Source organism: Faecalispora anaeroviscerum, assembly GCF_947568225.1.
Lineage (GTDB): Bacteria > Bacillota > Clostridia > Oscillospirales > Acutalibacteraceae > Faecalispora > Faecalispora anaeroviscerum.
Window position 1 is genome coordinate 556,867 of sequence record NZ_CANOOQ010000001.1, and the last position, 13,175, is coordinate 570,041.

At 49.4% G+C, this 13,175-nt stretch carries 13 protein-coding genes; 8 read left to right on the forward strand and 5 right to left on the reverse strand.

Features of this window, described 5'->3' with window-relative positions; genetic code table 11:
- The first annotated feature begins 64 nt into the window (after positions 1-64).
- The 3 genes from QOS46_RS02760 to uraA all read left to right on the forward strand — a co-directional run bounded on the left by QOS46_RS02760 (position 65) and on the right by uraA (position 3,713).
- Positions 65-1,333 (forward strand): replication-associated recombination protein A, encoded by a 1,269-nt coding sequence (locus QOS46_RS02760; RefSeq protein WP_283607125.1) that lies wholly within the window; start codon positions 65-67, stop codon positions 1,331-1,333.
- An 85-nt stretch (positions 1,334-1,418) separates the two neighbouring features.
- Positions 1,419-2,078, forward strand: coding sequence for a flavin reductase (locus tag QOS46_RS02765; RefSeq protein WP_283607126.1), 660 nt, complete (start codon positions 1,419-1,421; stop codon positions 2,076-2,078).
- A 282-nt stretch (positions 2,079-2,360) separates the two neighbouring features.
- The gene (gene uraA, locus QOS46_RS02770) at positions 2,361-3,713 is read left to right on the forward strand and encodes a uracil permease (RefSeq protein ID WP_283607127.1); all 1,353 of its coding nucleotides are present in this window, start codon (positions 2,361-2,363) and stop codon (positions 3,711-3,713) included.
- 78 nt (positions 3,714-3,791) lie between these two features.
- Here uraA and QOS46_RS02775 read toward each other — a convergent pair whose 3' ends face one another.
- Positions 3,792-4,724, reverse strand: coding sequence for a hypothetical protein (locus QOS46_RS02775; RefSeq protein WP_283607128.1), 933 nt, complete (start codon positions 4,722-4,724; stop codon positions 3,792-3,794).
- Positions 4,708-5,937: a tRNA(Met) cytidine acetate ligase gene (locus tag QOS46_RS02780; RefSeq protein WP_283607129.1), complete on the reverse strand. Its 1,230-nt coding sequence runs from the start codon at positions 5,935-5,937 to the stop codon at positions 4,708-4,710. The genes QOS46_RS02775 and QOS46_RS02780 overlap by 17 nt, the downstream gene beginning before the upstream one ends.
- Positions 5,938-6,063: 126 nt before the next feature.
- Between QOS46_RS02780 and QOS46_RS02785 the strand changes: the two genes are divergently transcribed.
- Positions 6,064-7,272 carry an acetate/propionate family kinase gene (locus QOS46_RS02785; protein ID WP_283607130.1) on the forward strand — a complete coding sequence of 403 codons (1,209 nt, stop codon included), beginning with the start codon at positions 6,064-6,066 and terminating at the stop codon, positions 7,270-7,272.
- Positions 7,273-7,326: 54 nt separating this feature from the next.
- Here QOS46_RS02785 and QOS46_RS02790 read toward each other — a convergent pair whose 3' ends face one another.
- Positions 7,327-7,533 (reverse strand): DUF378 domain-containing protein, encoded by a 207-nt coding sequence (locus QOS46_RS02790; RefSeq protein WP_283607131.1) that lies wholly within the window; start codon positions 7,531-7,533, stop codon positions 7,327-7,329.
- 308 nt (positions 7,534-7,841) lie between these two features.
- Between QOS46_RS02790 and QOS46_RS02795 the strand changes: the two genes are divergently transcribed.
- The 4 genes from QOS46_RS02795 (at position 7,842) to QOS46_RS02810 (ending at position 10,991) form a co-directional block, all read left to right on the forward strand.
- Positions 7,842-8,831 (forward strand): aldo/keto reductase, encoded by a 990-nt coding sequence (locus QOS46_RS02795; protein ID WP_283607132.1) that lies wholly within the window; start codon positions 7,842-7,844, stop codon positions 8,829-8,831.
- A 325-nt stretch (positions 8,832-9,156) separates the two neighbouring features.
- Complete coding sequence (locus tag QOS46_RS02800) at positions 9,157-9,510, forward strand: CidA/LrgA family protein (RefSeq protein ID WP_283607133.1); 354 nt, start codon at positions 9,157-9,159, stop codon at positions 9,508-9,510.
- Positions 9,503-10,207 (forward strand): LrgB family protein, encoded by a 705-nt coding sequence (locus tag QOS46_RS02805; RefSeq protein WP_283607136.1) that lies wholly within the window; start codon positions 9,503-9,505, stop codon positions 10,205-10,207. Before QOS46_RS02800 ends, QOS46_RS02805 begins: the two co-directional genes overlap by 8 nt.
- A 76-nt stretch (positions 10,208-10,283) precedes the next feature.
- Positions 10,284-10,991, forward strand: coding sequence for a FadR/GntR family transcriptional regulator (locus QOS46_RS02810; protein WP_283607138.1), 708 nt, complete (start codon positions 10,284-10,286; stop codon positions 10,989-10,991).
- 107 nt (positions 10,992-11,098) lie between these two features.
- Here QOS46_RS02810 and QOS46_RS02815 read toward each other — a convergent pair whose 3' ends face one another.
- Together QOS46_RS02815 and QOS46_RS02820 are read right to left on the reverse strand one after the other, a co-directional pair.
- A complete protein-coding gene (locus QOS46_RS02815; RefSeq protein WP_283607141.1) occupies positions 11,099-11,713 on the reverse strand; it encodes a V-type ATP synthase subunit D in 615 nt (204 codons plus the stop codon).
- 16 nt (positions 11,714-11,729) lie between these two features.
- Positions 11,730-13,163, reverse strand: a complete 1,434-nt coding sequence (locus tag QOS46_RS02820; protein WP_283607143.1) for a V-type ATP synthase subunit B — start codon at positions 13,161-13,163, stop codon at positions 11,730-11,732.
- Between the last annotated feature and the right edge of the window lie 12 nt (positions 13,164-13,175).

The window sequence follows — 13,175 nt, forward strand, 5'->3', positions numbered from 1 at the left end:
CGCCAAGTTAAGTCATATGCGGCGCAGCCAAATGCTGCGCCGCTTTTTGAAAGGATGGTTTCCATTGTCAGTGCCTTTAGCGGAACGCCTTCGACCGCAGTCGCTTGATGAGGTGGTAGGGCAGCGCCATCTGCTGAACCCGGACAAAGCCCTGCGCCGCATCATCGATTCCGGCGAAATCCCGAATATGATCTTCTATGGGCCGTCCGGCGTTGGAAAGACCACCGTCGCTTCGATCATTGCCCGTAAGACGCAGCGAAAGCTGGTGAAGATGAACGGCACCACTGCGTCCACAGCAGACATCCGTGCTGTGGTAGAATCGCTCGGCACACTGGAAACGCTGAACGGAGTGCTGCTGTATCTGGATGAAATTCAGTATTTCAATAAAAAGCAGCAGCAGACGCTGCTGGAATTCATTGAGAACGGGCAGATCACGCTGATTGCCTCCACAACGGAGAACCCGTATTTTTATGTTTATAACGCGATTTTAAGCCGCTGTACCGTGTTTGAGTTTAAAGCGGTAGACACAGAAGAAATTCTGAATGCGGTTGAACGCGCGTTTTCTGCGCTCGAGCAGGAGCGAGGGGAGACGATTACGCGTGCGAATGGGGTAGACCTGCATATTGCTCAGTCGTGCGGGGGAGATGTGCGCAAGGCGATGAACGCGGTGGAGCTGTGTACGCTTTCCGCCAGACGCGAAGCCGACGGCCTTGTGATAGAGCTGGAGGCCGCGCGCGAGCTGACCCAGAGAAGTGCCGTGCGCTATGATAAAGACGGCGACGAGCATTACGATCTGCTCTCGGCGTTCCAAAAATCCATGCGCGGCTCTGACTCCAATGCCGCGGTACACTATCTGGCGAGGCTTCTTGAGGCCGGTGATCTGCCGTCTGTGTGCCGTCGGCTGCTTGTCTGCGCCAATGAGGACGTCGGCCTGGCCTGGCCGCAGATCATTCCCATTACAAAGGCCGCGGTCGATACCGCGCTGCAGGTAGGCCTTCCGGAGGCGAGAATCCCGCTGGCGAACGCGGTGATTCTGGTCTGTATGGCGCCAAAATCCAACTCTGCTTATTCGGCAGTCAACGCTGCGCTGGCGGATATTCGCGCGGGAAAATCCGGGCCGATTCCGCGTCAGCTGCAGAACAAGCACTTTGATGGGGCCGATCAGGCAAAGAAAGGGCAGTTTTATCTGTACCCCCACGATTATCCGGATCATTGGGTGGCGCAGCAGTATTTGCCCGATGTTTTGCGCGGGACGGAGTATTATACTGCGGGTTTGAACAAAAACGAGCAGGCGTTTCTCCAGTATTGGAAGAAAATCATGGAGAAAAAATAAAAATAATCTCTTGTATGTTTGTCTGTGCAGTGCTATGATATATATAATTTTGGACTCAGGTTTGATCCGTGGGGAGGGATACTGATTGGATAGTGCTATTTTAGCGAGCTTGTCATACGGAATGTATGCCATTGGTGTGAAAGGCGAGAACGAACCGTCGGCGTGTATTGTGAATACGGTGATTCAGGTTACGAATACGAATCCTCCCGTTATCGCTGTCAGTATGCATCATGATAATTACAGTCACGAATGTATCCGGGAAACCGGAATTTTTTCTGTTTCCGTTTTATCGGAGGATACCCCCGGTACTGTGATCGGTGCCTTGGGCTTTAATTCCGGAAGAAATTCCAACAAATTAAAAAATATCCGTCACCGTGTTTTGGTTGAGGGTGTTCCTGTCATTAAAGAGAATGTTTGCTGTTGGTTTTTGTGCAAAGTGGTCAATCGGGTTGAAACCTCCACCCATACAGTGTTTTTGGCCGAGGTGATTGCCGGCAGCGAAAAGGTGACCGGTACGCCGATGAGCTACACGTATTACCATCAGGTACTCAAGGGTTCGGCCCCCAAAAATGCGCCGACGTACCGTCACGTTACCGAAAGCAATACCGGTTCAGACGGCGGAAAGTTTATTTGTAAGGTTTGCGGCTATATTTACAATGATCCCGATGTTCCGTTCGAAGAGTTGCCGGAAGATTGGCTTTGCCCCATTTGTGCGGCACCAAAATCTGCATTTATTCGAAAATAGAAAACAAGATAAGCTCAATCTGATATGCCTTGCATACCGGGTGGGCTTTTCTTTTGCCTTGTTTTCATCATTCACCGCCGTTTACGGCTGCTTTGGTAGGCTTTTGACATCACTGCATTCAAAAGCCTACTTTTTTGGGGCCGTTTTTGAAAAATGATTCTATTTTGTAATGGAAAAGTGAAAACAGGGTTTCTTCTCCAGCCTTTGAAGGGGGAAGAATACGGTGGCTCTTTTGGTAGTGGAATTACTATATTCATATAAAAGAAAAGGATGATTCAAGCTATGTCAAAACACATCATTCAAACTCATGAGAAGCCGCCGCTGAAGCGCGCAATACCGCTGAGCATACAGCACATGTTTGCGATGTTCGGCGCGTCTGTTCTGGTTCCAACCCTGTTTGGAATTAACCCCGCAGTCGTGCTTTTGATGAACGGCGTCGGCACTCTGTTTTTCTTTTGGATGACCCAGGGGAAATGCCCGGCGTACCTCGGTTCCAGCTTTGCATTTATCGGGCCGGCTCTCATTGTTATCAACCGGTATAAAGACGCGCCCGGCGGCGGATTTTCGTACGCACAGGGCGGTTTTGTCGCGGTTGGCTTCACAGTGGTGGTTTTGGCGCTGGTGATCAAGCGGTTCGGCTCCGACTGGATCGACAAGCTCCTCCCGCCGGCCGCAATGGGCCCGGTGGTCGCGCTGATCGGCCTGGAGCTTTCCGGCACGGCGGCTTCCACTGCCGGAATCCTGACGCAGACAAATTATGTGGCCGTCAAAGGCTCTGAAGGGTTGTTCCAGCAGGTTGTCACGACGGTAGACCCCAAAAACGCGATCGTTTTTCTGGTTACGCTGGGAATTGCGGTGTTCGGTTCGATTCTGTTTCGCAACTTCCTTTCCGTCATTCCGATTCTGATTGCCATTATTGGCGGCTATCTTACGGCGGCCATTTTAGGTGTGGTGAATTTTGCGCCGGTGGAGCAGGCGAGCCTGTTTTCTCTGCCTCATTTTCAGTTGGCGCAGTTCCGTTTGGATGCGATCATTACCATGCTGCCGGTTGCGCTGGTTCTGATCTCTGAACATATCGGCCACCAGATCGTTACTGGCAAGGTGATCGGCAAGGATCTGCTGAAAGACCCCGGCCTGCACCGTTCCCTGATGGGCGACGGCTTTTCCACCATGGCTTCCGGCATGCTGGGTGCGGTTCCCACCACTACCTACGGCGAGAATATCGGCGTAATGGCCATGACCCGTGTATACAGCGTGTGGGTGATCGGCGGCGCGGCGGTACTTTCGATTATCAGCTCCTTTATCGGCAAATTTTCTGAGCTGATCGCCACGATCCCCGGCCCGGTAATCGGCGGTATTTCGTTTTTGCTTTACGGCATGATCGGTGCTTCCGGCCTGCGCATCCTTGTGGATTCCCGTGTAGATTTTGCTAAAAACCGCAACATCATCATGACCTCCGTCATTTTTGTCACGGGTTTGTCCGGTGTATCTCTGCATCTGGGTAGCGTTGAGCTCAAGGGAATGGTGCTGGCCTGTGTGGTCGGTATGGCCATGGGCCTGATTTTCTACACTCTTGATCGCCTGCACCTGACCAACGACAGCGAAGACGATGAGGCAGAGGCGGCGGCAGAATAAGCGCACTTTTTTCCCAATGGAAAGCCCCCTGCCCTTCGGACTGCTCCGGATGGGAAAGGGGCTGTTCTGGTTTTATTTTTATCCCAACTCGGCGGCAAATGCGTCCAACGCCGCTTCATCGTCTGGTTCCGGTGGCTGGTCAATTCGCTGCAGAGTCAGATTCTCCACATGGCGTACCGTATTGCCCGGTTCAATGTGATAAAGAGGGCTCAGCGATTCCATCTCCAGAAAATCGCCGTTTGTATACGTTTCGTAGGATGCGCCCAGATCGGGATATGCGGCATGAATATTGTGAACATACCGTTTAATTAGGGCAACATTTTTGCGCACATATGCGGCCCAGCCGGTTCGGTTATTCGTGCCCATTTTAAAGGCGGAAGCAACAGCGGGGTCTTGCCGCAGAGTGGCAAATCGATTGCCCCAGAATACACGGGGATCACGCAGATCGGCATACGGCCACAAAATCATCGAACGATCCGGCTGCAGCGGGTCTTCTCCCTGGTTCTGGGGGATAATCTCAAATCCGCCGGGGGCCATCATCGTAATGGACCACAACGCAAGAGTTTTGGGGTCTTTTGAGCAGTTCTTGGCGCTGTGCACCACCATGATGTCTGAGGTGCTTTCGTTCATCATCACTTCAAAGCCCAGCTGCATGTCGCTGTGCTTCTGCCGGACCGGCAGAAAGCTGACACCCTCGGAGAGAATGCCGTACACCACAGGCTCGTTGTCCGGGTAATAGGTGTCGGGAGTGCTTTCGGGGCTAAGCCAGAGCCGGTGGCCGCCGTAGTTGTAAAAGACGGAGCCTTCTCCGTACATTTGGTCAAATTCCTCTCCAAACGCGCGGTACTTGCGGTCCTGGTCGGTAAAGAGCATGTTTTCTCCGTTGACAAGCCCAAAGTGAATCAGCCGGGGGCCCACATCAATCGTCACCATTACTTCGATGATGCCGTTGCTGATATGTACGCACCGGCCATAGTTTAAATATTCTGTTTCCTTAATTTGAATTGCCAAAAAAATCCTTCCTTTCCCAATAAGCGCAGGTCATTTCCAATCCGCTGGGCCCCTTTTCCGGGGTGCAGAGGGAATAAAGGTCCGTGGCTCTGCATTCCGTTTCAAACATTGCCTTGGCGTCATTGCCAAGCAGGGCAAAATCGCCCGCATTTGTCACAATGGGCAAAGAAGCCGTGTGCTTTATTGTACGCAGCATTTCCCGCCCGGTTTCATTAAAAGCCAGTATTCTAAGGTATGCAGGAGTTTTTGGAAGCTCTCGTTGATTCAGGCCTAAAAAAGCGGATAACAATATTCTGCGGATTCTTGCATGGGAATATCGCTTTGATTTAATGGAAAAGATCAACTGTTCCAGCGAAATTGAAGTGCGGATGCTGCTGTAAATTCGATTTTCCAGCCCCTCGCTGATATCTGGTAGTTGGGAAAGCTCCTCCCGGCTCATGGAACGAAGCCGCGCCAGAATGGCGGTTTCCACCGGCAGAAGAGACGCGGGGGCGCGCCCGGCTTCCAGCTCTCGCTGAAAAATGGGAACAACCTCTTCCGGCACATAGGGCGAAAAGGATTCGTTTTGCAGCAGACGCTGCCGAATCTGCGAAGCGGAGGCAATCCGGGTTTCCGGAGCAAAAGACGGTGCGTCGTGAGGGGAGCCGATTCGCTGCACCGTTCGTGGGCGCATGGAAGAACCAGTGCGAAGCAGTGCCTTGCAGTATTCTATTCCTAAAACATTGTTGGGTTCTTTCAGTAAAGTGGCCGGTGCGCCCAAAAGCTCCGCCGCCGCAGCCTGCCGCGCTGCGGCGAATGGTACGCCAAAGGTTAGGCGGCTTTTCACCTCACCTTCAAATCTGCGGCTTAGTAGGGCTTCGGCAATCAGAGAAAGGGTTTCTACATCGCCGCTTTCGCTGCCAAAGACAAGACGATCGACACAGCCCAGAGCATTCAGTACAGAAACGGCTCCAAAAGCGAACCGTTCGGCACCGGCAACAGAAAAGCTGACCGGCAGCTCCAGCACTAAATCGGCACCGCAACGCAGTGCCGCAAGAGCGCGGGGCCATTTGTAAAAGGCGGAGGGCTCGCCCCGCTGAACAAAGTTTCCGCTCATTACAACGGCCACTCCACCGGGGGAAGATCGCTTTGCCTGCTCCATCAAGTAACGATGCCCCAAATGCAGGGGATTGAATTCGGCAACTATGCCAGAAATCAAGGGTTTCTCTGTCATTGGGTAAAAAACTCCTTGAATTTATTGTGAAAATGTACTATGATAGTGTACGGTTCTATAGTACAGTATTGTAAAGGCACTTTCAAGCTGTTTTTACAATATTTAGAAAGTTTAGGAGGGAATCCGATGAAGATTCTGGTCATTAACGCGGGGAGCTCTTCCCTAAAATATCAGTTAATTGATATGGCTAATGAAGAAGTGCTCGCAAAAGGAAACTGCGAGAGAATTGGGCTTGGGGACGGTATTTTTGGCCACAAGACAGCTGACGGCAGAGAAAAGAAGCTGACAGTGGACATGCCCGATCATATTGCGGCATTTATGCAGGTGAAGAATGCTTTGGTAGACGCCGAGGTTGGCGTGATCAAAGATTTGTCTGAGGTTACCGCGGTAGGCCACCGCGTGGTGCAGGGCGGCATGAAATTCATGAACTCCGTTCTGATCGATGAGCAGGTGATGGCAACGGTAGAAGAGCTGATCCCGCTTGCTCCGCTGCACAACGGCGTAAACCTGCAGGGCATTCGTGCCTGCCAGGAGGTTTTTGGTGAAAAAGTTCCGCAGGTTGCGGTGTTCGATACTGCGTTCCATTCCACCATGCCGCCTGAAGCTTATATTTACCCGATTCCTTACGAGTATTTTGAGAAATATCAGATTCGCCGCTATGGTTTTCACGGCACCTCTCATCGTTTTGTCAGCGAGCGCTGCGCAGAGCTGGTGGGCAAGCCGATGTCCGAGCTGAAGATTATTACCTGCCACCTGGGCAACGGTTCTTCTATCGCAGCTGTGGATCAGGGTAAGGTAATCGATACCAGCATGGGTCTAACTCCTCTGGACGGCTTTATGATGGGCACTCGCTGCGGTTCTTTAGATCCCTCCGTTGTCACATTCATCGAGGAGAAGGAAAACCTGACTGCGGAGCAGATGAGCGACATTCTGAATAAGAAGTCCGGTCTGCTGGGAATTTCCGGTATTTCCAGCGATGACCGCGATGTTACCAAGGCTGCGGAAGAGGGTGTGCCGAGAGCGGTTCTGGCTCACAAGATGCTGGTATACCAGATCAAGAAATTCGTCGGCAGCTATGCTGCGGCCATGAATGGCTGCGATGCTATCGTATTTACTGCCGGTCTCGGCGAAAATCAGGTTGATCACCGCCAGAATGTCTGCGACGGTCTAACCTATCTGGGTGTGAAGGTGTCGAGAGAGCTCAACGAGCAGATGATCCGCGGCAAGGGCGGCAAAATCTCCACTCCTGATTCGAAGGTGCAGGTTTTTGTGATCCCCACCAACGAAGAGCTGGTGATTGCGCGCGATACCAAAGAGATTATCAGCAAGCTGTAAAATTGCTTTAAATGTTCTGCGGCGGAGAATTTTTTCTCCGCCGCTTTTCATTATTTATTTTTTTCCTGTAATTTCATTGTCGCGGAACAGAAGAGAAATGCACCACACTCCCGCCAGACCAACCAGTGTATAAATAATCCGGCTGATAATCTCTGTTTGCCCCTGAAACACCCAGGCAACGATGTCAAATTGAAAGATACCGATTGAGCCCCAGTTGATTCCACCGATAATCAGAAGAATGAGAGCGATCATGTCCAGCATTGTATTTCCGCCTTTCATTAAAATTTTTTGTCTGTTTTAGTGTAATCCAAAAAGAATAAAATATGCGATTTGCAGAAGTGCGCCGAAGTAAGAAGAGGAATCACTGCCTTTTATTGTGCAAAAATATGAAATGGAATACTTCTCCTCCGCCAAAGGCGGGGGAGAAGTATTGTTTTAAGTAAATTTGTGTAATCCCCAAAAAGAAAAACATTCGATTTGCAAAAGTGTGCCATAAAAGGTTGAATAACGTCTTCCTTTTATTGTACAATAGAAAAATAAAATTAGAAAAACACGGCGGAGGAAAATATATGAGAACTAGAGAAATAGGAGAATCCGGCCTGATTACCGGGGTATTGTCTTTGGGTGCGTGGGCCATTGGCGGTGGCAGCTGGTGGGGAGAAAATGATGATTCCATTTCCGTGCGTGCAATTCACTGCGCGCTGGATCAGGGCCTAAACTGGATCGACACCGCACCGGTGTATGGCTTTGGGCATAGCGAAGAGGTTGTGGGCCGTGCGCTGAAGGGCCGCAGAGAAAGCGCGGTTCTTTCTACCAAATGCGGCTTGCAGTGGCGCGATGCCAACGGTACTGACCGCTTTGAACGGGATGGCCATGAGGTGTACCGGAATCTTTCCGCACGTTCCGTCCGGCAGGACTTGGAGGACAGCCTGCGCCGCCTGCAGACGGATTACATCGATATCTATTACACTCATTGGCAGGCACCGGAAGGCGGCGCGCCGATTGCCGAAACGATGGCGGAGCTGCTGAAAATGAAGCAGGAGGGAAAAATCCGCGTGATCGGAGCTTCGAACGTGACAACGGCGCATCTGGACGAATACCTCAAATACGGCAAGGTCGATGTGATTCAGGAAAAATTCAGCCTGCTCGACCGCCGCGTGGAGGCTTCGCTGTTGCCTTATTGCGAGGAGCATAAAATCACCCTCCAGGCGTATTCGCCGCTGGAGCAGGGTCTTTTAACTGGTAAAATCACAATGGAGTATGAGATTTCGGCAGGCTCTGTACATGAGAACAAATTTTGGTGGATGCCGGAGCATCGCCGCTTTGCGCTGCAAATGTTGAGCGGATGGGCCGATCTGACGGAAAAATACGGCTGTACGCTGGGAAACCTTGTGATTGCCTGGATGGTAGCCCGCAGCAAATACCTGAATGTGTTGGGCGGCGCGAGAACAACAGAGCAGGTGGAGGAAAACTCCAAGGCGGGCGAGCTCGTTCTGGAGCAAGCGGATTTTGAAAGAATGACGCGCGACGCCAATGCGGCGATCGCAAACGCGAAGTAAACACAGCAATTTCGTATCAACAGGAAAAAAGCTTTTTATATCAGCCAATTTACAAAACAGCCGTCGACTGCTAAGTCGGCGGCTGTTTTTCAATAAAAGGGTGGATATTTCTCATTGAGTCCGGTCATATTCCTCAGCGGAAGCGCTTCCGTACTGAAATAAGGGAATGATTCAGAAAGGCGTTGGAATCTCCAAAAAACAGGGTGATTTTCTGTGGACATTGTCTATCTATGTCAATTGAAATATTTAGTAAAAAATGATATAGTAAATTACTGGTATGACCATAATACCAATCTATTCTATCCAAAGAGGAGCGCAAATTCAAATGAAGTATTTAAAACAATTGATGATCATCTTAGTTACATATTTTGCAGGACAAGTGTTACAGATTCTGTTTCATTTGCCGGTTCCGGGTTCTGTTATCGGTTTGATCCTGCTTTTTCTAGCGCTCCGTAAAGGAATCATCAAAGTAGAAATGATTGAGGATGTATGCGAATTTTTGCTGTCGAATATGTCTTTTTTCTTTATTCCAGCCGGAGTGGGCTTGATCACCTCATTTGCCGCATTAAAAGGGAATTGGATTGCCTTTATCATCATCTTAATTACTTCAACAGCAGTGGTTTGGATCATAACAGCATCTGTTATTAAGTTATTCAGAAAGGGAAACTCCCATGAATGAAATTACTCACTCCCCGGTATTCGGTGTGTTACTTTCGTTAATTGCTTATGAAATAGGAATTTACATCAATAAAAAAATGAAGTTTTCCATTTTTAATCCTTTGCTGATCGCCATAGCTATCGTGATTATTTTACTCACGAAGCTGAATATAAAATATGAAAGTTTTAATGCGGGAGGCCAATTTATCTCATTCTTTTTATATCCGGCGACAGTTTCTTTGGCCTTACCGATGTATAAAAGATTTTCTTTATTTCAAGAAAATGCTCTGCTAATCCTTACAAGCGTTCTATGCGGTCATATCAGCGGAATGGCTTTTGTAATCTTAGGTTCAAAATTTTTTGGAATGTCGGACGTGTTGACCAGGTCACTTATTCCAAAATCCATTACGACACCGATTGGAATTGCTATTTCCAAACAACTGGACGGAATCCAGTCAGTCACTGTTGCAGCAATTATATTTACCGGTATCATAGGTTCGATCTTAGGCCCAATTTTATATAAATTTTTCAAAATAAATGATAGAGTTGCGTTTGGGATTGCAATAGGAGCGTCTTCGCATGCAATCGGTACTGCAAAGGCAATGGAATTTGGAGAAATTGAGGGAGCAATGAGCAGTCTGACGATGGCGATTTCAGGAATTATCACTGTATTTTTAGCTCCAATCATATGGAATATCTTTGTTGTGCTTTTTAATTAAACCGCATAGAGAAACTGATTGAAATCATCAAATAATGAGAGAACTCAATTAAACTGATTTCTGAGAGGATTTTAAAATGTTTAGTGAAATTAAAACTACAAAGGTTTTTGAACAGGTGATGGAACAGATAAAAGAAATCATTCAAAATGGGCAATTGAGATGCGGCGATCAATTACCATCGGAAAGAGATTTATGCGAACAGCTTAATGTCAGCAGAACATCCATAAGAGAAGCGTTGAGGTCTTTGGAGATGCTGGGGATCATTGAATGCAGACAAGGGGAAGGAAATTTTATCAAAGAATCCTTTGAGGACAGTCTGTTGGAACCGATTTCAATCACATTTATGCTGCATGGAAGTAAAACAAATGAAATTTTAGAATTAAGAAAAATAATCGAACCTGAAACAGCTGCCTTAGCGGCAAAGAATATCAGCGATGCCAAGCTTCAGGAAATAAAGGAATTGATGAGCTCACTTAATAATGAAAATGATTCTGAAAAGATCGCTGAGATCGATAAAAGAATCCATTATAAAATTGTACAGGCATCGGGAAATGATCTTGTAACCAATGTGATGTATGCGGTTTCTAATCTGGTAGACAGGTTCATTGAAGATGTGATAACCAATATGTTCAAAAGTCCGGCGAACAGAAGTATCGTTAAGGAGCAGCATGAAGCGCTTGTCAGCGCAATTGAAGCCCATGATTCTTCAAAAGCCGCTGCAGCAATGCGAAAGCATCTGGAATATACAAATGATTTTATAAGTAATTCGATCATAAAAAAATAAGGCAATTAAAATGTAAAAAAGAGCCGTAGGATTTCAAAATCCTACGGCTCTTTTTCTTATATGGAAGATATCCTTATGGGAAATGATCCATCCGGAAAAGTTTTCGATCAGCCTGCGTTTTTCTGCCGCTTGATTACCTTCAGGCGGGAGAATTCCTCTCGGTCCTTTTCTTCCAATGCGTCAGAAATGAACTTTACAGTTTCCTCAAAACGCGGGATCATGATGTTCTTCAGCGCGTTCGCGCGCTTCTGTGTCTTTTTCACGTTGTCAGCCAAGCGGTAAACGCTGTTTTCCACCTCGGCCAGCTCTGCGGTAAGATACTTTACCTCCCGGAATTTCAGGTAGGCGTCATCCATCATGGAGTTGGTGTCCATCAGGCCATAGCTGAGCGTAGCGGGCGTACGTTCCAGAGACACCATGGGGATCTCCACACCCATGACGCTGCGGTACGCCACATTCAGGTTGTCGTCGTAGGGAACGGTCTCCGCGATTTTATCGCAGATACCCAGCGTAACGTTGGCCATCTGCAAAGCCGCGTAGGCTTCCTCATACGTACTGTCGATTTTATCCTGAATCTCGTTGGCACGTTCGATTAAGGCCATCATTTCGCGGATGAGAATATTGCGCTTACGGTCCATCAGCTCAAAGCCGGTGCGGGCCAGACTAAGCGATTTTTTGGTGGCAAGAAGATTGCCCTTGGTTGGTACGATTTGAATCGCCAATGCCGCTCACCTCGCCTTAGTTATTGGTGGTTTCGTCTGTTTCCTCACCCAGTTCGTCCGGGCCCTTCGCTGCAGTTTCCGGCTTATAGAACTGGTTGAGCACTGCGTCGTCCACACGATCCAGCTCGGAACGGGGCAGGGTGGAGAGCAGCCTCCAGCCCAAATCCAGACTCTGTTCGATGGATCTGTTTTCGTTGTGCCGCTGGGTCAGGAACTGCTGCTCAAACAGCTTGCCAAAGTGCAGGTACTGTTTGTCCACAGGGGCGAGCTCTTCCTCGCCGATAACAGAGGCCAAAGAACGGGCATCCATTACCTTTGCGTAAGAGGCGAACAGCTGGTTCGAAAGCGCGGAGTGATCCGCACGGGTAAAGCCTTCGCCGATGCCGTCCTTCATCAAACGGGACAAGGAGGGCAGAACGCCGACGGGCGGGTAGGTCCCCATGCTGTCGAGCGTACGGTCCAGAACGATCTGGCCTTCGGTAATGTAGCCGGTCAGGTCAGGCACGGGGTGGGTTACGTCATCGTTGGGCATGGTCAGAATTGGGATCTGCGTGACAGAACCTGTTTTGCCCTCAACCATACCGGCGCGCTCATATAGAGAAGCAAAGTCCGAATACAAATATCCGGGGAAGCCCTTTCTGCCGGGGATTTCACCCTTGGAGGAGCTGAATTCACGCAGCGCTTCCGCATAGGAGGTCATGTCGGTCATGATGACCAGTATGTGCATGTTCAGCTCAAATGCCAAGTATTCCGCAGTGGTCAGCGCGCAGCGGGGAGTGAGGGTACGCTCGATAATCGGGTCGTTGGCCAGATTGATGAACATAACAACCTTCTGCAGTACGCCGGATTCATCGAACGAACGGCGGAAGTATTCCGCAACGTCGTTCTTAACACCCATGGCGGCAAACACGATGGCAAAGTTGTCGCCATCTGCGCCGGTAATCTTCGCCTGGCGCGCGATCTGTACGGCCAGCTCATTGTGGGACATACCGGAGCCGGAGAAGATCGGCAGCTTTTGTCCGCGAATCAAAGTCATCAGGGTGTCGATGCTGGAAATACCGGTATTGATGTAGTTGACCGGGTATACGCGCGACACCGGGTTGATCGGGGTGCCGTTAATATTCATGCGCTTCTGCGGGAAGATGTTGCCCAGGCCGTCAATCGGCCGGCCGGAACCGTCAAACACACGGCCCAGAATTTCGGGGGAAAGGGGCATCTCCATAGGGCGGCCGCGCAGACGAGTGCGGGTATTATTCAAAGAAATGCCGCGGGTTCCGTCGAAAACCTGAATGACCACGCGTTTGCCGTCCATCTGAACAATTCGGCCCTGGCGCATGGTGCCGTTATCCAGACGGATGTCAACGATTTCTTCGAAAGAGGCATTTTCCACATCGTCCAGCACGATCAGCGACCCGTTTATTTCTTTGACGCCAATATAATCAAGAATCATAAAAAAACCGCC